The organism is Bacillus sp. M13(2017), from assembly GCF_002218325.1.
Classification (GTDB): domain Bacteria; phylum Bacillota; class Bacilli; order Bacillales; family Bacillaceae_G; genus Bacillus_A; species Bacillus_A thuringiensis_K.
Window position 1 is genome coordinate 29,522 of the sequence record NZ_KZ268511.1, and the last position, 17,915, is coordinate 47,436.

Genomic DNA, 17,915 nt, shown 5'->3' on the forward strand with positions numbered 1-17,915 from the left:
CTCCTGTAAGGTAATTCAATAGATTAGTTACTTTTTCCATGTCATAATAAAGATATAAGAAAGCTAATCAAAAATTATAATTTATAGGAGAGTGTCAGTCATGATTGTAACAACAACGTCTGGAATTCAAGGTAAAGAAATTATTGAGTATATCGATATTGTAAATGGTGAAGCTATTATGGGTGCAAATATTGTCCGCGATTTATTCGCTTCTGTTCGTGATGTTGTCGGTGGTCGTGCTGGTTCGTATGAAAGCAAGCTAAAAGAAGCTCATGATATCGCAATGGATGAAATGAAAGAACTTGCAAAACAAAAAGGTGCGAACGCTATCGTTGGTGTTGACGTAGATTACGAAGTTGTTCGTGATGGAATGTTAATGGTTGCTGTAAGTGGTACAGCTGTACGTATATAAGTAAATAAAAAACAGGCTCACCCCTTGAAGTTTATGCTTTGAGGGGGTTTTTGTTTTTAAGTTATAGAAGTGAAATTCAGTTGTAAGGGCGAGATGAAAAAAGAAACAGTGATGCTACATATATGTAATGTGAGTGCAAACTTTATAATAAAGTTGTTATTTGAGATAATGGAAGAATTAGTGGTATAAATAACTTTATAGATAATAATCAAAATAGAGAAGACAGAATGTTCATGGATGGAATGGTTAAGGGGATTTTCCAATCTGTAATAAAAAACCGAGGTACCGAGAGCGGTTTACAGATGTCTACTACATAAAATTTATAATGGATTGGGGGCAATTTTTATGTTTTGGTTAGGAGGCTTTTTAGGATACATTGTAGGTTCTATTACTACATGTGCGCTACTTTACTTTGGTTATAGAGCCGAGAAGAACAAAAAAGCGGATATGCGAAAGAAAGAGGAGAGAAACATCAATAAAAAAGGTGTATAGGATGTGGAAGAAAAATTGATAACATTGATGCAAAAATAAAGGACAGTTACATATTTTATATGATCACTATGTACTGTCCCGCTTATTCCTTGTGGCTTAACAAAAATCTTTTGCTGTCTTGCTATAAAATTCATAGGCGAAAAATCCAAATAAATAGCCTATTCCAGCTCCTAAACTAACTGAAAGCAGTGAGAAATCGGGGGAAAACATGCCGAAAATCAAACCGATTATACAGCCGACAAGCATTCCTATAGGTATGAAACTGTCTAATAACAGTTGAGCCTCTTTTGATTTTTTCTTACCCAAATTGCCGTGCTTATATTTATGTTCCAATCTTTTTATTACAAATACTACAATCCCCCCGACTAGTATAATAGGCCAAATTGCCGAAATTAGCCACATGTTAGAAGCTCCTTTCACCTTTCAATATAATTGTACCAAAAAATTACAATTATAGACTGCTAAACGTACTATCTAGTCTATTTAAAAGGTAAATGCAAAAGACTTCTTCTTTTGCATTTAATAACTCGTCAAAAATACTTTCCGATACGATAAACTTAACTAAATCTATACAATTCAATCAAATTTACACAAGTTAGTGCTTCAAAGTGTTCTCGCAGCCCCAAAGGGACGAGGGGTATAACACTCCACACGAGGCAGTATCGTTACCTCCTATTATCAAGCATTTATTTTACCCATCTTGATAAATTTATCGTAGCATTTACATCCCTATCGTGATGGCTATTACATGAAACACAACACCACTCACGTATTTTTAAACTCCACTGTCCTTCTGGTTGAACTGAATGGTCGTATTTTACGCCGCAACATGAACAAATCTTGCTTGAAGCGAACCATTTATCAGCTTTTACATACGCAATGCCGTACTTCTCGCACTTGTATGACAAACATTGAAAGAAGAAGTTTAATTTTTGAAATGAAAATGCTTTCGATAGTTTTTTGTTTTTTAACAGGTTTGAAATAGATAAGTCTTCCACAACAATCCTGATTGGTTTGGTTTTCACCAATTTAGCTGTTGCTTGATGGATATGGTTAGTTCGGATATTCGTAATTTTCCTAGATAACCGCAGGTGCTCAGCTTTCGCTTTTTCATATCCGGCAGATTGAATTTTTGCACCTTTTTTAAATCTCCTAGACATATCTCTTTGTGCTGACTTTTTCCTTTTCAAAAGTTTTTTAACCTTGGCATCTTTGTTTATATTTCGTTCTTTCATACCATTAGAAGCTACAAAAAGCTCTTTTAAACCAACATCCACACCAATCGACTCATTCGTTAGTTCTTGTAATTCAAAGTCTTCTTGGAACCCTACACTAATCCACCAGTGACGACCATCAAAGGTAACTCTTGGATTGGATGGTTTTTTATTTCTTGGTAGTTGTTGGCTTGTTTTCACTTCTCCAATAGACTGAATGTGAACTACTTTCTTTCCTATAATCAGTCTTTCATAATTAGCATAAAATCCTTGGATTACATCTTTTTTGGATTTATAAGAAGTGTGAGAACCATTTTTGTACTTTTTGAACGAATTTTTTCTCGCCGCATCAAAATCTCTTGAAGCCTGTTTAGGAACTTGTGCATTAATGTCTTTTAACCACTCATATTTCTTTCGCTTCTTGATCTTTGTAAATCGTTTCTGTAAAGCTAACTGTGAAACAGATTTTCCAAATAGCTTATAATATCTATCACTCATTCTTTTACAATAGTTATAAGCAAATCTTGCAGCACCAGCATGGTTTCTAAGCACTTTTTCTTGTTCAGGCGTTGGAATTAGTCTAACTTTCTTCGCCAATATCATCAGAATGTAACTCCTTTAATGAAAGATTTGTTCTTCTGAATCGTAGCGTGTTCCACCAGCATTCTCCTGAGACCACTCGGATGCAAACCTGTTAATTCCGATACTTGACTAACTCGTGAAAATTTCATTATTATTCTCACCTCATCGAATCAAACACAGCACGTACGTTCGATAAAATCAATAAAGTTTGATAGATTCAATAAAATTTATCTCGTTCAACTAAGGGCGCAACTCCTTAGCCAGTTCTCTTATGAACTTCTCATGTTTTCACATGAGCGCAGACTATATGTTTATCTACTTAGAGATAGAGGATTTTTCCACCACCATAGGCTTGTGATGTACTCTCGTCAGTTATACGAGATAGTCGTTGAACGTTCATCTTATCCATTTTGACTTAGATGATTCGAGGCGGAAGACCCATTGTTCTAGTGTTTAGGATTTAACCTTGCACGATCTGATTGATTTTTTCTGCTTTCGCGACATTCACGCTCACTATTTCTAGCCACGTTGTAGTTCAATCAGCTTTAGGGATTGCCCGCAGTTAACCCTCACTACTAGCCAATCACTTGACTAGCAGGGCTTACTGATATATTTAATTAACTTTCGTTATAATTGGTTAAATAAATCGTAACAGTTAGTTACCCTTTCGTTTTCTCAGCGGACTGCACAACATCAACTGCTGCTTTCACATCTGCTAAGTCATACGTAGAATGTACCGTCATAAAACACAATTGCTTATTTTCTACTAAGCGAATTAAGTGACGAAACGTTTCTTGCCATTTATATGGTGACACTTCTTTATTCCAATGTCGTAAATGAAATATGTTCGCGTGTACTTTGGCTTTCGTGACAATTTCTGCCCAGTTTACTTGTATTCCTGATAGAAGACCGATCGTTAAAAAGTGCCCGTTTGGACGTAAGGAGAAAGCTAATTCATTTCCAGCCGATCCCCCGATAGAATCAATTGCAGCATCCGCACCGAGCCCGTTTGTTAATTCCATAACAGTTTCATAAAGCGGGGCAGTGGAAGTATCAATTACATATGCAGCACCAAGGCGCAGTAATTCTTCTGTATGCTTATTATTTCTTGTAACAGCAATTAATCGGAAGTTTAAAATTTGTGATAACTGCGCAAATAGATGTCCAATAGCGGATCCACAAGCATTCACTAATAAAACGTCATTACTCTGTAAGTTTAACGTTTCTGTACAAGTAACCCACGCCGTAAGAGGGTTAATATACATTTGCGCCGCTGTAAAATCATCGATGGAATCAGGGATAGGGACTACAAAATCAGCTGACGTCTTCACATACTCCTGCCAAGTACCTTCTCCGCGTAACGGTAAAACACGTTTACCGATAAGGTCTCTCGTAACGCCCGCACCTACATCTTCTACAATACCAACACCTTCATAACCAGGTATGTTAGGTAAAGGAATTCTATGAGCGTACGCTCCGGTTATTGGAATTAAGTCAGATGGATTAATCGGTCTAACTAACATACGGACCAAAACTTCATTCTCTTTTAGTGGTTCTATATTTTTATATTCAACTTGTAATACATCTTTTGGGTTGCCAAACTTGTGAAATTGAATGTGTTTTCCGTGCACGATAAATGTTCCCCCTTGGTTTGATAGGATTAATTATAGCATTTTTGGTTGGAGTGATTATTTGGTTATCAAAAAATAAAAGGGAACAGAAATTCTTCGTTTATCTATTTGATAAAATCGGTTTCTTCTGAATACGTAGTAATATAAGAAAAAGACGCTCTTGTGAGCGTCTTTTTCTAACTTGAGATAGATGCATTATTATTGTTCTACTAGGTTACATAGTTCTCGTATAAAGTTTTCTCACACAAATGATCTGTATATCAATTTGCTTTTGATATACAGATCATTTGTATGATAATTATTATAGATAATTGCTGAATGATAACCTTACATGAATGCTTTTAAAAGTTCTTGAACTAATGGAATTACTCCACCTACAAATTTTAAAACTGCCATTGCGATTTCCATATGAGTGCCTCCTTTTTTAATGGTAAGATACAATAAATCTTTATACGCTTATTATAGTGAGCGCTTACAATTATATCAATGCATTTCGATATGCAATATTTCATATTTGTATTCTGTAATGGGGATGGGAGAAAGCCCCACTAATTAAAGTTTCACTTTATCAAAATGTAAGCTGCATCTTGTATAATATAATGGTGGAGGTCGAATATGAAAAAAATGAATTCAAATATAGACGTGGATACAAATGTATTGGAAGCGGTATTTATTCCAAGAAGGTTTATTGTTTTATGGATTACACTCGTATATATAGCTTCAATGCTTTTAGAATTTCGTAATAATATTCTCTCAATGGATAGTTTCTTCTTCACAATAATTATTGTTATTCATACTATCTTTCATTGGTATGCAAGTTCATTAAAGAATAGACAATTGTTGTATTTCTTTTTTGTACAACTCTTCATTGTGTTTCTTGCTGCATTTATTGTACCAAATGGTTCAATAGCTATTTTTGTTGGATTAACCCCTATTTTAATTGCCCAAAGTTTATATGTTTATAACAATATATTTAAAGTAATGGCGGTTTTCACTCTCATGTATGCCATATTTTGTACTGCGATTAGTATGAATTATGGTGTGAATAAAGTAGCTATTCTTATCTCTATGTTCCTTTTAGTACTAGCAATTATTATTCCTTTTTCTTATATTAATAAGCAGCAATATGATGCACGTAATCGTATACAGAGCTACATTCAAGAGTTAGAGTCTGCATATATGAGAGTAGAAGAATTGACATTAGCTAATGAAAGGCAACGAATGGCAAGGGATTTACATGATACGTTAGCGCAAGGTGTAGCGAGCTTAATTATGCAATTGGAAGCAATAGAAGCCCATATGCAAAAAGGGAATACAGGGCGATCGCAAGAGATTATGAAACAAACTATGATAAGAGCGAGACAAACTTTACATGACGCAAGGCTGGTTATTGATGATTTGCGTCATACTACTAATTCATTTAATAAAGCTGTAGAGGAAGAAGTTCAACGTTTTTCTGAGGCTACGTCTATACATGTGAGATTTACTATTCAAAGTCCCCCGCATATTTCAAGATTAGTAAAGGAACATTGTTTATATGTAATTAGTGAATGTTTAACGAATATCGCAAAACATTCACAGGCAAAAGATGTAAATTTGAAAGTTGAATATAGTGATAACCTTGAAAAACTTACTATTGAAGTTGAAGATAATGGAATTGGTTTTGACACTGGATATATCGGTAAGAATCCTGGACATTACGGCTTAATTGGCTTAAATGAGCGAGTTCGATTGATTAATGGAGAAATACATATATTGAGTGAAAAGATGAAGGGTACGAAAGTGTGTATTCAAGTACCTATTAATAATGAAGGAGATAGCGATGAAGTATAACGTATTAATTGTGGATGATCATTTCGTTGTAAGGGAAGGTCTGAAATTAATAATAGAAACGAGTGATTCATTTCAAATTATAGGTGAGGCTGCAAACGGAGAAGAAGCCCTTTCTTTCATAGAAAAAAAGAAACCTGATGTTATTTTAATGGATTTAAATATGCCTAAAATGAGTGGTTTAGAAACAATTGAGGCTTTAAATAAAAAACAAAATCATACGCCGATTATTATATTAACAACTTATAACGAAGATGAATTAATGTTAAAGGGAATTGAGCTAGGAGCAAAAGGATATTTGCTAAAAGATACGGATCGTGAGAATTTGTTTCGAACATTGGAAGCGGCTATTCGAGGTGAGATTTTACTACAACCTAATATTATGGAAAAGATAGTGAATTATAAAAGGAAAGAAGTATATGCTGATAAGGTTGAAGAAAATAATTTAACAGAAAAAGAATTGTTTGTGTTGAAAGCTATTGCGCGTGGAAATAAGAATAAAGAAATTGCATTCGATATGGGAATAGCTGAACGAACAGTAAAAGCGTATTTAACAAATATATATAATAAATTAGGTGTTAATTCAAGGTCAGAAGCAGTAGCTGTATCTATTGAAAGGAAGTTAATTCATTTTTAAAACGTTATATATGCCCAATCGTACATTATAGGCTTGCCCTTTTGTACGATTTTTTTATTATTTTCTCATGTTATGCTTTAGAAAGTATGAGAGATTTAAGAACGCTCTAATTGCATTACACAGACGTTTTTAATGTGGGAAAGGAAGAATGGGGGAGTTAGCGTAGATGTTTCTACTTATTACTACATTTGATAGGTTTATTTGGCTGGGGAATGTTGCTTCGTCTTCAGAAAAGATTAACAGGAATCTAGCGTTTTCGATGGCTGAAGAAAGTAATGCTAATTTGCGTAAAAAGAAATGTATAGGTTCAATTAATAATATGCATCAAAAAATAACGATAGCTTCTGTGGAATATGGTCATAATTTTGTGTTGGGTCGTGCAGAACCTCATTCAACAATTGTCATAACAAGTGGTGATATGTATGTTGGAAGCGGACGGGTTAATAAGTATGGGAAATTTAAAGTATGTACGAATGATTATCTAGAAAGAGATTTGGTAATAGAGATTCAGTTAATAATGGGTGGTTTTTATCAAGAGAGTATAACGGTAAAGATAGAACGTTAAGATAGAATTATTTCTTTTTTTCCACTATATAAAAAGGAAGCAACCGTAGTTGCTTCCTACATCAATTAAGCCGAAGCCTTCTTCATTCTCTCAAGTAAACTAGATAACACATGCGTACGATAAGATTCTAGTTTTTTACCTTCATAAGTACGGATACCTAATTTTTTAAGTTCTTTTACATACCAACCTTTGCTTCCGAAATACATGTGATCGCTCCCCTTCAACTTTGTTTTTATTTATCCTGATTGCATATGGAGGTACAGGAATTATAATGAAGGAAATGAATTTCGCACGAAAATGGTTAACTTTGTTGCAAAAGACATATATACTAAAGATAGTATACAACGAGGTGGACAAGACGTGATTATAGAGAAGCACGAAATTCAAATTGACCAAATTACGAGTGGTAAAGTGAATATCTTTACTTTCTATAGAAATAGAAAGCAAATTGATGATCATTTTTTACGATTACAAGAACCATCGCTTACAGCAAACTACTTCTTCCATTTTCATTTTGATGCAGAGAGCTTGCATCTATTGCAGAAAGAGTTTCCGAGCGTATATCCGTACGACGGTAGTGAAACGATTCACGACTGGACGGAAAAGATGAAAGCAGAATTGCAACATCAGATCCAAACAGGTAAATGGAATAAACGCGTACGTATCGGTAATCGCATTCTAGATGTGGTGTTTACGTGGTGTGACGAAGATATAGTAGAGTGAAAAAGAAGCGGATGACGCTTCTTTTTTTAGCGCTGGAATAAAACGAGCTTACCTGCAGAAGATGTGCAGCGATGTGTTTTCTCATACAATCCTTTTTCTTTTAAAATAGATTCACCTTTTGCTTTCGCTTCTTTTTCAGTTGCCGCCTCGAATGATTCGTCTAATGCTTTAGAACCATCTTTTTCAAAGACTGTTAGAACGTATACTCCCATGAAAATTCCCTCCAATAATAAAATCAGAATCTTATAACTATTTTGGCATAAATCACTAGAATATGCAAAGAAATATATGACATTGCGTGTTACAATAAGGTGAAACTTTTGAAACATAGAAAGGATCGTTATTTGTGAAACAAGTAAAGTTTATACATGCGGCTGATTTGCATTTGGATAGTCCATTTAAAGGGATGGAGATGAATGTACCGCAGTCTGTTTGGGAGAGAATGAAGCAGAGTACGTTTGAATCGTTCGAGCGTATTGTTGATAAAGCGATTCAAGAGCGCGTTGATTTCTTATTGCTAGCCGGGGATTTGTATGATGCGGAGACGAGAAGTTTGAGAGCGCAAGTGTTTGTGCGCGAGCAAATGAAGAGACTTTCGCAGTACGATATCCCTGTTTTTATTATTCACGGTAACCACGATCATTTAGGGGGAAGCTGGGCAGCAATTGAGTTTCCGGAAAATGTTCACGTGTTTACGGAGCCTTATGTAGAAGAGAAATCATTTTATAAAAATGGTGAGTTGTTAGCTTCTATTTACGGTTTTAGTTATTTGCAGCAAGCGGTAACGGATAATATGACAGCGCAGTATACGAAAATGAGTGATGCGCCTTTTCATATTGGTATGCTTCACGGAAGTGTGGAAGGGGATGCAGAGCATAATCGCTATGCGCCGTTTCAAATTCGTGAGCTGAAAGAAAAGCAGTTTGATTATTGGGCTCTTGGCCATATACATAAACGTGAAATTTTATCAGAAGAGCCGTATATTATTTATCCGGGGAATATACAAGGTCGTCATCGTAAGGAGACAGGGGAAAAGGGTGCGTACCTTATTGAACTTACAAAACAAGGAACGCAATGTTCATTTTTCCATACGGCGGATGTTGTGTGGGATGAGATAGAAGTGAATATTGATGGACTTGAAACTGTTGATGAACTGATGACGAGCGTATCGAGTGCGATGAATGAATGCCGAAGAGAAGAGGAAGGGACGCTACTTACTGTCGTATTTACAGGACAAGGGCCACTTTCTCCTTATTTACGTGATGAAAAGCGCGTAGAAGAGATTTTTCATATTTTAGCATCTGGTGAAGAGCGAAAAGATTTCGTATATACGATGAAGTGGAAAAATGAGACAGTCTCTTTTGCAGAAATCGAGCGTTTGAAAGAAGAAAATCATTTCGTCGGTAGTGTGCTGAAGGAGTTAGAAGCTTTCACCAATATGGACGGCGTGTTGCGCACGATTTGGACATCTCCTGTAGCACGTAATAGTATTGAATCTTTTACAGAGGAAGAGAAGAAAGAGATTCAAAAGGAAGCAGAAAATATTATTTTAGAACAATTATTCCAGCAAGAGAGGGATAAGAAATGAGAATTGAAAAACTCCATATTTATGGGTACGGAAAATTAGAAAATGTGGAAATGGATCTGTCAATGCTGACAGTGTTATATGGTGAAAATGAAGCGGGGAAATCAACAATTCGCTCATTTATGAAAAGTATTTTATTCGGTTTTCCGACGAGAGGACAGCGCCGTTATGAGCCGAAAGAAGGCGGCAAGTATGGCGGTGCGATGACTGTGCAAACAGAGAAGTACGGCCGTTTGAAAATTGAACGATTGCCAAAGATGGCAGCTGGCGAGGTGACCGTTTATTTTGAAGACGGGAAAACGGGCGGCGAGGAAATTTTACACGATATATTAAGCGGGATGAATGAAAGTTTATTTGAATCTGTCTTTTCATTTGATATGCATGGCCTTCAAAACATTCATCAGCTTGGTGAAGCGGATATTGGCAATTATTTATTTTCAGCAAGCGCAGTCGGAAGTGATGCGCTATTGCAGTTAGATAAAAAGCTAGAAAAAGAAATGGACCAGCGCTTTAAGCCGAGTGGTCGTAAACCAGAAATTAACGTGTCATTGCAAGAGATGAAGAAACTTGAAGAGAAGATGAAAGAGTGGCAAGGGAAAATTGGCACGTATGAAAAGCAAGTGGAGCAGTTAAAAGAAAGTGAAGAGAAGCTTGCTTCTGTTCGCGGGGAAAAAGAGAGTGCAGAAAAACGAAAGCAAGATTATGAAATATTAGCAGCGCTTGAGCCACTCGTTATTGAAAAGCGTGCGCATGAGAAAGTGTTAGAGAACGAGAGCGGGGAGTTTCCTGTAAACGGAATGGCGCGTTATGAAGCAATTAAGGCGAAGATGGAGCCGCTTCAATTACAAGTGGACTCACTTCATAAAAAAATTGAGAATGTGCAATCTGAAATGGAATCGATTCAAATAGATGAAGAGTTTTTGCAAAAAGAAAGTTATGTAGAAGAACTTCGAATGCAGCATATGTCTTACGAAAATGCACGCCAAGAAATGCGTGATCTGACAGGAACGATTACGAATATAAAAGAAGAAATCGCAGAACTGGAACAACAAATTGGTGCTACTTTTGAAAAGGAAACAGTTCTTTCATTTGATATGAGTTTGGCAACGAAAGAGTTAATTACGCAAACAGTGCAAAAGGCGCGCGAATTAGAAACGCAAAAAGCACAGCTCGATGATCGTTTTAAAGTAGCGCAAGAGCAATTAGAAGAACAAGAAGAAAATATAAGACAAATTAAGAAACAAATGTTAGTGGATGAAGAGAGAAATGTGTTAGTTGAGAAAGAGAAATCGTTCCAAGATGCGGCGTTTATCGGTATAGGCGCAGAGAGAATGAAGCGCAAGTATGAGGAAAAAGCAGGAACAGCTAAGCAAAAGAAAAAGCAGTGGCAAAGAGTTTGTCTTCTATTACTTCTTATTAACACAGGCGTTTTATTCACAAGCTTATTTATAGATAACCGAGCGCTCTTATTTATTAGTGTCATTGTTTTTGTAGGGATTGTTCTCGCCCTTGTTTTATATAAAGATCCATCAAGTGGATTACAAGAAGAGCTCCTTACACTTCAGCAAAGTGCTGGCGGAAGACAAAGTGAAGAAGCGATGTCTGTGCGCTATGAGTTAGAAAAAGATGAAGAGATACGTAAACTATTTGAGCGTGAGTCATATAAGTTACAGCAAATGGAACGAGCGTATGATAAAGTCGTTTCATCGTATGAGGAATGGGAGAGAGAAACGTTCCAGGCGGGAGAACAAGTCGATGCATATAAAACGCGCTATATGTTTCCTGAATTTTATACGTATGCACACATATTGCCGGCGTTTGAGCGTATTGAAAAAATGCAGCAATTATATCGTGATTTAGAGAAGAAAAGTGAGCGCAAATCTTCATTATTTGAAATGATTTCGCAATTTGAACATAAACTAGAAACTGTTATCGGTAGTGCGGAGTATAGTAAGCTACACGAGGCACAAAGCCGTATGCAAAATGAGAAAGAGAAGCGCCAAACTTGTAAGCAGTTAAAAGAAAAACTGGCGGAATGGCAAGAAGAATATGAGTTTATGCAAGAACGATTGAAACATCTGTTAGTAGAACGAGATGGTTTATGGCATATTGCAGAGGCTACAGATGAAGAGATGTTTTTAGAAGTAGGTAAACTAGCGGAAAAACGTGAAGATGCTGAGAAACAAGTGGGGCGTTTATTACCGCAAATTGATCTGTTGGAACAGCGTTTAACGAACTTATCATTAGCTGAACATTATGAGGCTGACGGGTATGATGAAAAATTAAAGCAAGAACTGACAGCCGTGCAAAACTGTCTTACAAAGGAAAAAGAACTGACAGAGCGTATTGCGAAACATCGTATGGAAATTGCGAATTTAGAAGAAGGTAGTACGTACGGCGATTTAATGCATGAATGGGAAATGAAAAAAGCGCAAGTGCGTGAACAAGTAAAGAAGTGGGCTGCTTATGCGGCCGCAAAGACAGTGTTAACGAAAACGAAGCAATATTATCATGAAGTACATCTTCCTCGTATTTTACAAAAATCAGAAGAGTATTTCGTCTATTTAACAGGCGGACGATATAGTAAAATCTTTTCACCGTCAGAGGCAGAACCGTTTATCGTTGAACGTAACGATGGTATGCGTTTTTACAGTCATGAACTAAGCCAAGCGACAGCGGAGCAGTTATATTTATCGCTGAGATTTGCACTCGCGAAAACATTCGAACATGATTATCCATTTATTATTGATGATAGTTTCGTGCATTTTGATGCGGTAAGGACGAATCGAACGATTGAACTTATAAAGGAAATTGCAAAGGATAGACAAGTCATATTCTTTACATGTCATGCGCATTTACTCGCGTATTTTACAGAAAAACAGATTATAAAATTAACACATATGCGTAAAGAAAATGAGTTGTAGTGTGCTATACTAAAAGTAACTGATTTGGTGGAGGAATTCGAATGAAAAAGAAAATTGCAGAATATGAAGTTGGTGAACAAGTCGATATTTTCTTGTTAATTAAAACAGCGACAAAAGGTATCGCAAGCAATGGAAAGCCATTTTTAACAGTAATCTTACAAGATCCAAGTGGAGATATTGAAGCGAAGCTATGGGACGTATCACCAGAAGTTGAGAAACAATATGTAGCGGAAACAATCGTGAAAGTAGCTGGAGATATTTTAAACTACAAAGGACGTATTCAATTACGTGTGAAACAAATTCGTGTTGCGAATGAAAATGAAGTAACAGATATCTCAGACTTCGTAGAAAAAGCACCAGTGAAAAAAGAAGATATGGTTGAGAAAATTACGCAATACATATTTGAAATGAGAAACCCGAACATTCAACGTCTAACAAGACATTTATTAAATAAGCATCAAAACGAATTTTTAGACTATCCAGCAGCGACAAAGAACCATCACGAGTTCGTATCTGGACTAGCTTATCACGTCGTATCAATGCTTGATTTAGCGAAAGCTATCTCAAATCTATACCCATCGTTAGATAAAGACTTACTATATGCAGGTGTTATTTTACATGACCTTGGTAAAGTAATTGAATTATCTGGCCCAATTTCTACAACGTATACGTTAGAAGGAAACTTACTAGGCCACATTTCTATTATGGTAAACGAAATTGGTAAAGCAGCAGACGAGCTGCAAATTGATGCAGAAGAAGTATTAATTCTTCAACACATCGTCCTTTCTCACCACGGAAAAGCAGAATGGGGTAGTCCAAAACCACCATTAGTAAAAGAAGCAGAAATTCTGCATTACATCGATAACTTAGATGCAAAAATGAACATGATGGACCGCGCATTAGGACGCACAAAACCAGGCGAATATACAGAGCGTGTCTTTGCGCTTGATAATCGTTCGTTCTATAAGCCGTCGTTCCATAATTAATAGTGTGAATAAAGTGGCCTCATTAAGTGTTAATATGCTTAGTGAGGCTGTTGTATAATGATAATAAAGTTATTGAATTTTGATTATTAAAAAGCTAAGAGCCTTACTACATTCTACGTAGCAAGGCTCTTTAAAGTTGTTTCAAATTAAATCCATCTGTTCGTTCAAGTGTAACTATTCGTAATTATTTGATATTATACAGGTGAATAGAAAGATGAATTAAAATTTAGTTTCGTAGTTGTAAAAGGAGGTTATTTATATTATTCTCTTATAATTTTCCAAAAAGGAGAGTTTATGAAAAAGATTATTGTTTTTGTATTAACGATATTTATATTATTCTCAGGATTTGCAACACAAAGTTATGCGTTGTCAGATTCTCAATCTGCGGCAATACAAGCGTTGCTAGATGATGCCTGTCGTATATCAGGTGTGCCGGGAATGTCAATCTCAATACTTGCTGATGATGAAGTGTTCTACTTTTCTTCAGGGTATGCAGACCGTGAAAAGGGGTTGTCTGCAAGTGAAAATACACTCTATGAGTTAGCGTCGGTCAGTAAAGCTTTTACCGGTATGGGTATTATGCTATTGGAAGAGCAAGGGCTGCTTTCAATGACTGACCCTGTCCAAAAATATTTACCTTGGTTTACATTAAAGTATCAAGGGAAACTTGTTGATATGCAAAGTCTTACACTAAATAACTTTCTTCACCATACCAGTGGTCTAACAAATATTAGGCATCTTCAAAATATTCCACAAGGCAATACACCGGATATGTTGCAAAAGACTGTGGAAATGCTCGTTGATGCTGAATTGGCGTTCCCTCCCGGTGAACAGTATAACTATGGAACCGTTAATTATGACGTATTGGGTTTGGTTATTGAGATTGTGTCGCGACAAAGCTATGAAGACTTTATGAAGGAACAGGTATTTCAGCCGCTAGGTCTTCACCAGACGTATGTTTATAAAGAAGATGCTCAAGCTACTGGACAGTTGGCACAGGGCTACCGTTCTTCCTTTTTTATGACAACTCCATTTAAAGCTCCGGATTATGCTGGGAATAAACCCGCAGGCTACATCATTTCTAATACAAAAGATATGGCTCGTTGGCTGGGCATACAGATGGGTATCGTGCAGGACATACCCGAAATATTTCACACGGTTATCGGAAAATCACATAGGGGTGATATGTCTGTTTCGGCTGTCAACGGTATGTATTATGCGGCAGGTTGGTCCGTAAATGACGAACAAACGATTATAGAACACACTGGGGGCAATCCAAATTTCAGAACCGAAGTAGTCATACTGCCAAATGAACGAACAGCCGTCTCCTTGCTGAGCAACGGCACAAATACCAATACAAACATGGTACTAAAAGTTAAAGATATATTAGAAGGCAATCTAACTCAGTCATATGAAATAAGCGGCACACAGCTTTTGGATATCATTTTGTCGTCTATCACAATTATTTTTTGCCTATTGGCCGTTTTGCTATTTCTCTTAGGATTACGCAGAAGGAGAACGAATGAGCGACAGCCAATGACAAAAAAGAGAATAACCGTAACAGTTATTTTCCTGATCGCTACGATTGCTCTGGGTATACTGTGCTGCGCTTTCGATTGGTCAACAATACTTATGTGGCAAACATATAGTGTTCTTACAGCTTTGATTTCGTCAGCATTATTAACAGCAAGCATTACATGGTTTGTATACACTCACCGATAAAATACCTCGCTCCTAAGATAAGCATAATGTTAAGTCATTAAATTTCAATTTATCCCGCTTTAATGGGCAGTAAGACCCCTAACTCAAAATTCAGCGAAAGCAAAGAATTTAGGTGGGGGTCGGGCTGCCCATTAAAGTCCGATTGGTGAGGGCTGATTAAAGTTTCACTTTATGAAGAAAAGGAAATGGACTTAGCGTTGTAAATCTACATTTTTATGACGCTATTTCATATAGAAATTCATCATTCTCCGGTTCAAAATGTTATCCAATAAAAAAATATCTCGAATTTGAGATAAATTACTTGCTTTTTAATCACTTGAGTTGTAAAGTGATAGTAACGACAGCGATTGAGTCATATGAAAAACATATACTCAGTTGCTTTCGATTAAAAAACGAAGTAACTTATTTAGTAAAAATTAAGATGAATTTACAAAAACATAATGAGAATAAATTGAAAAGCTAAGAAGCATATTATTTTTTAGTTATCACTTGACTAGTAAAATGAAACGGAGGAATTATCAATGTATGAAATTAAAGGGCACCATCACATTTCAATGGTTACAAAAAACGGAAGTGAGAATAATCACTTTTATAAAAATGTACTTGGTTTACGTCGTGTGAAAATGACAGTAAACCAAGATGATCCGTCAATGTACCATTTATTTTACGGAGATAAAACAGGAAGTCCGGGTACAGAGTTATCATTTTTTGAAATTCCTTTAGTAGGAAGAACATATCGCGGTACAAATGCGATTACGCGAATTGGATTACTCGTTCCTTCAGAGGAAAGCTTACATTACTGGAAAGAACGATTTGAGAAATTTGATGTGAAACATAGTGAGATGACAACATATGCAAATCGTCCTGCTTTACAATTTGAGGATGCTGAAGGTCTTCGCTTAGTACTACTCGTTTCAAACGGAGAAAAAGTAGAGCACTGGGAAACTTGGGAGAAATCAGAAGTTCCTGCAAAGCATCAAATTCAAGGAATGGGTTCTGTAGAAATGACAGTTCGTAGACTTGATAAAATGGCGAGTACACTTACAGAGATGTTTGGTTATACAGAGGTTAGCCGAAGCGAAGAGGAAGCAATTTTTCAGTCTATTAAAGGAGAAGCCTTTGGAGAAATCGTTGTGAAATATTTAGATGGTCCTACTGAAAAACCGGGCCGCGGTAGCATTCACCACTTAGCAATTCGCGTGAAAAACGATGCAGAGCTTGCTTATTGGGAAGAACAGGTGAAACAAAGAGGCTTCCATTCTTCAGGAATCATCGACCGTTTCTACTTTAAAAGCTTATATTTCCGTGAATCAAACGGAATCCTTTTTGAAATTGCGACAGATGGACCAGGATTTACAGTTGATGGAGATGTGGAACATTTAGGAGAAAAACTTGATTTACCACCGTTCTTAGAAGATCAGCGAGCAGAAATTGAAGCGAATTTAGCACCTATTGAAGAGAAGTAATAGGAGAGAAAATATAAATTAAAAAACATTGGAGGAATATAAAATGAACCAATTAAAAGGAATTCACCACGTTACAGCGATTACAAGTAGTGCAGAAAAAAACTATGAGTTTTTCACTCACGTTTTAGGAATGCGTTTAGTTAAGAAAACAGTAAACCAAGATGATATTCAAACGTATCATTTATTCTTTGCAGATGATAAAGGTAGTGCAGGAACAGATATGACATTCTTTGATTTCCCAGGTGTTCCGAAAGGTGTACACGGTACAAATGAAATTTCAAAAACTTCATTCCGTGTTCCGACTGATGCAGCATTAGAGTATTGGGTGAAACGCTTTGACCGTTTGGAAGTAGAACATACAGGAATTAAAGAGCAATTTGGTAAGAAAACTCTATCTTTCATTGATTTTGATGACCAACAATATCAATTAATCTCTGATGAATTAGATAAAGGGATCGAATCAGGTACACCTTGGCAAAACGGGCCAGTACCATTAGAATACGCAATTACTGGTTTAGGACCTGTATTCATTCGTATCGCGAACTTTAGCTTCTTTAAAGAAGTGTTAGAAAAAGTTTTATTATTTAAAGAGATTGCGCAAGAAGGAGAATTCTATTTATTTGAAGTGAACGAAGGTGGAAACGGTGCCTCTGTCATCGTAGAACATAATACAGTTCTTCCTGAAGCACAACAAGGTTTTGGTACAGTGCACCATGCGGCATTCCGCGTAGAAGATCGCGCTGTATTAGAAGAATGGATTGAGAGAATTAGTAGCGTAGGACTTCCTTCATCTGGATATGTAAACCGTCACTTCTTCGAATCATTATATGCAAGAGTTGCACCACAAATTTTATTTGAATTTGCAACAGATGGCCCAGGATTTATGGGAGATGAGCCATACGAAACACTTGGCGAAAAATTATCTTTACCTCCATTCCTAGAGCCAAAACGTGAAGAAATTGAAAAATTAGTTCGTCCAATTGATACAGTGAGAAGTACGAAGGAATTTATTAAAGAGTAAAAATAGAGATAGTAAGTAGGAGAGCAAGTAGTTTTAGCGGAGTGCTGGAACTGCTTGCTTTTTTATTTATTCTAGTAAGTTTTCTGACAATTATTTCTCAAGTTATTAAAAAGGAAAACTTTGGT

General features: G+C 36.3%; 18 protein-coding genes and 1 pseudogene. 12 read left to right on the forward strand and 7 right to left on the reverse strand.

Features of this window, described 5'->3' with window-relative positions; all coding sequences use genetic code 11:
- Positions 1-100: 100 nt before the first annotated feature.
- Entirely contained in the window at positions 101-412 is a 312-nt protein-coding gene (locus tag CGQ22_RS22390; protein WP_089149380.1) for a YbjQ family protein, read from the forward strand.
- A gap of 345 nt (positions 413-757) precedes the next feature.
- Positions 758-904 carry a hypothetical protein gene (locus tag CGQ22_RS32120; RefSeq protein WP_000498642.1) on the forward strand — a complete coding sequence of 49 codons (147 nt, stop codon included), beginning with the start codon at positions 758-760 and terminating at the stop codon, positions 902-904.
- A gap of 96 nt (positions 905-1,000) precedes the next feature.
- On the opposite strand, the gene CGQ22_RS22395 is transcribed toward CGQ22_RS32120, so the two are convergent.
- From CGQ22_RS22395 to CGQ22_RS32795, 5 genes and pseudogenes are all read right to left on the reverse strand, one after another.
- Complete coding sequence (locus CGQ22_RS22395; RefSeq protein WP_061883859.1) at positions 1,001-1,306, reverse strand: hypothetical protein; 306 nt, start codon at positions 1,304-1,306, stop codon at positions 1,001-1,003.
- Between the two features lie 284 nt (positions 1,307-1,590).
- Positions 1,591-2,721: an RNA-guided endonuclease InsQ/TnpB family protein gene (locus CGQ22_RS22400; protein WP_000599318.1), complete on the reverse strand. Its 1,131-nt coding sequence runs from the start codon at positions 2,719-2,721 to the stop codon at positions 1,591-1,593.
- Positions 2,721-2,849 carry a hypothetical protein gene (locus CGQ22_RS32575; protein WP_000672782.1) on the reverse strand — a complete coding sequence of 43 codons (129 nt, stop codon included), beginning with the start codon at positions 2,847-2,849 and terminating at the stop codon, positions 2,721-2,723. Before CGQ22_RS32575 ends, CGQ22_RS22400 begins: the two co-directional genes overlap by 1 nt.
- A gap of 510 nt (positions 2,850-3,359) precedes the next feature.
- Positions 3,360-4,331: a zinc-dependent alcohol dehydrogenase family protein gene (locus CGQ22_RS22405; protein WP_000546057.1), complete on the reverse strand. Its 972-nt coding sequence runs from the start codon at positions 4,329-4,331 to the stop codon at positions 3,360-3,362.
- 327 nt (positions 4,332-4,658) lie between these two features.
- Positions 4,659-4,843, reverse strand: a pseudogene (locus CGQ22_RS32795) (hypothetical protein).
- 103 nt (positions 4,844-4,946) lie between these two features.
- On the opposite strand from CGQ22_RS32795, the gene CGQ22_RS22410 reads away from it, so the two are divergent.
- The 3 genes from CGQ22_RS22410 (at position 4,947) to CGQ22_RS22420 (ending at position 7,363) form a co-directional block, all read left to right on the forward strand.
- Entirely contained in the window at positions 4,947-6,164 is a 1,218-nt protein-coding gene (locus CGQ22_RS22410) for a sensor histidine kinase (protein ID WP_000738695.1), read from the forward strand.
- Positions 6,154-6,798 carry a response regulator gene (locus CGQ22_RS22415; protein ID WP_000876838.1) on the forward strand — a complete coding sequence of 215 codons (645 nt, stop codon included), beginning with the start codon at positions 6,154-6,156 and terminating at the stop codon, positions 6,796-6,798. Before CGQ22_RS22410 ends, CGQ22_RS22415 begins: the two co-directional genes overlap by 11 nt.
- A 166-nt stretch (positions 6,799-6,964) precedes the next feature.
- Positions 6,965-7,363 carry a hypothetical protein gene (locus tag CGQ22_RS22420; protein ID WP_046945955.1) on the forward strand — a complete coding sequence of 133 codons (399 nt, stop codon included), beginning with the start codon at positions 6,965-6,967 and terminating at the stop codon, positions 7,361-7,363.
- A 65-nt stretch (positions 7,364-7,428) separates the two neighbouring features.
- On the opposite strand, the gene CGQ22_RS22425 is transcribed toward CGQ22_RS22420, so the two are convergent.
- Positions 7,429-7,569 carry a YflJ family protein gene (locus CGQ22_RS22425; RefSeq protein WP_000273536.1) on the reverse strand — a complete coding sequence of 47 codons (141 nt, stop codon included), beginning with the start codon at positions 7,567-7,569 and terminating at the stop codon, positions 7,429-7,431.
- A 154-nt stretch (positions 7,570-7,723) separates the two neighbouring features.
- Between CGQ22_RS22425 and CGQ22_RS22430 the strand changes: the two genes are divergently transcribed.
- The gene (locus CGQ22_RS22430) at positions 7,724-8,086 is read left to right on the forward strand and encodes a hypothetical protein (RefSeq protein WP_000582785.1); all 363 of its coding nucleotides are present in this window, start codon (positions 7,724-7,726) and stop codon (positions 8,084-8,086) included.
- Between the two features lie 26 nt (positions 8,087-8,112).
- On the opposite strand, the gene CGQ22_RS22435 is transcribed toward CGQ22_RS22430, so the two are convergent.
- A complete protein-coding gene (locus CGQ22_RS22435) occupies positions 8,113-8,298 on the reverse strand; it encodes a YhzD family protein (protein WP_000539547.1) in 186 nt (61 codons plus the stop codon).
- A 134-nt stretch (positions 8,299-8,432) separates the two neighbouring features.
- Between CGQ22_RS22435 and CGQ22_RS22440 the strand changes: the two genes are divergently transcribed.
- From CGQ22_RS22440 to CGQ22_RS22465, 6 genes are all read left to right on the forward strand, one after another.
- Entirely contained in the window at positions 8,433-9,674 is a 1,242-nt protein-coding gene (locus CGQ22_RS22440; RefSeq protein ID WP_000815719.1) for a metallophosphoesterase family protein, read from the forward strand.
- Complete coding sequence (locus CGQ22_RS22445; protein ID WP_089149381.1) at positions 9,671-12,595, forward strand: ATP-binding protein; 2,925 nt, start codon at positions 9,671-9,673, stop codon at positions 12,593-12,595. Before CGQ22_RS22440 ends, CGQ22_RS22445 begins: the two co-directional genes overlap by 4 nt.
- Before the next feature lie 41 nt (positions 12,596-12,636).
- A complete protein-coding gene (gene yhaM / locus CGQ22_RS22450) occupies positions 12,637-13,581 on the forward strand; it encodes a 3'-5' exoribonuclease YhaM (protein ID WP_000726638.1) in 945 nt (314 codons plus the stop codon).
- A gap of 294 nt (positions 13,582-13,875) precedes the next feature.
- Positions 13,876-15,303 carry a serine hydrolase domain-containing protein gene (locus tag CGQ22_RS22455; protein ID WP_089149382.1) on the forward strand — a complete coding sequence of 476 codons (1,428 nt, stop codon included), beginning with the start codon at positions 13,876-13,878 and terminating at the stop codon, positions 15,301-15,303.
- Between the two features lie 521 nt (positions 15,304-15,824).
- On the forward strand, positions 15,825-16,769 hold the full coding sequence (locus CGQ22_RS22460; protein WP_089149383.1) for a ring-cleaving dioxygenase: 945 nt from the start codon (positions 15,825-15,827) through the stop codon (positions 16,767-16,769).
- A 43-nt stretch (positions 16,770-16,812) separates the two neighbouring features.
- Positions 16,813-17,790 (forward strand): ring-cleaving dioxygenase, encoded by a 978-nt coding sequence (locus CGQ22_RS22465; RefSeq protein ID WP_001072575.1) that lies wholly within the window; start codon positions 16,813-16,815, stop codon positions 17,788-17,790.
- Positions 17,791-17,915: the final 125 nt, after the last annotated feature.

Coding starts and splice junctions, on each gene's coding strand:
- CGQ22_RS22390 (WP_089149380.1), top strand. CDS start 101: ATGATTGTAACAACAACGTCTGGAATTCAAGGTAAAGAAATTATTGAG.
- CGQ22_RS32120 (WP_000498642.1), top strand. CDS start 758: ATGTTTTGGTTAGGAGGCTTTTTAGGATACATTGTAGGTTCTATTACT.
- CGQ22_RS22395 (WP_061883859.1), bottom strand. CDS start 1,306: ATGTGGCTAATTTCGGCAATTTGGCCTATTATACTAGTCGGGGGGATT.
- CGQ22_RS22400 (WP_000599318.1), bottom strand. CDS start 2,721: ATGATATTGGCGAAGAAAGTTAGACTAATTCCAACGCCTGAACAAGAA.
- CGQ22_RS32575 (WP_000672782.1), bottom strand. CDS start 2,849: ATGAAATTTTCACGAGTTAGTCAAGTATCGGAATTAACAGGTTTGCAT.
- CGQ22_RS22410 (WP_000738695.1), top strand. CDS start 4,947: ATGAAAAAAATGAATTCAAATATAGACGTGGATACAAATGTATTGGAA.
- CGQ22_RS22415 (WP_000876838.1), top strand. CDS start 6,154: ATGAAGTATAACGTATTAATTGTGGATGATCATTTCGTTGTAAGGGAA.
- CGQ22_RS22420 (WP_046945955.1), top strand. CDS start 6,965: ATGTTTCTACTTATTACTACATTTGATAGGTTTATTTGGCTGGGGAAT.
- CGQ22_RS22425 (WP_000273536.1), bottom strand. CDS start 7,569: ATGTATTTCGGAAGCAAAGGTTGGTATGTAAAAGAACTTAAAAAATTA.
- CGQ22_RS22435 (WP_000539547.1), bottom strand. CDS start 8,298: ATGGGAGTATACGTTCTAACAGTCTTTGAAAAAGATGGTTCTAAAGCA.
- CGQ22_RS22445 (WP_089149381.1), top strand. CDS start 9,671: ATGAGAATTGAAAAACTCCATATTTATGGGTACGGAAAATTAGAAAAT.
- yhaM (WP_000726638.1), top strand. CDS start 12,637: ATGAAAAAGAAAATTGCAGAATATGAAGTTGGTGAACAAGTCGATATT.
- CGQ22_RS22455 (WP_089149382.1), top strand. CDS start 13,876: ATGAAAAAGATTATTGTTTTTGTATTAACGATATTTATATTATTCTCA.
- CGQ22_RS22460 (WP_089149383.1), top strand. CDS start 15,825: ATGTATGAAATTAAAGGGCACCATCACATTTCAATGGTTACAAAAAAC.
- CGQ22_RS22465 (WP_001072575.1), top strand. CDS start 16,813: ATGAACCAATTAAAAGGAATTCACCACGTTACAGCGATTACAAGTAGT.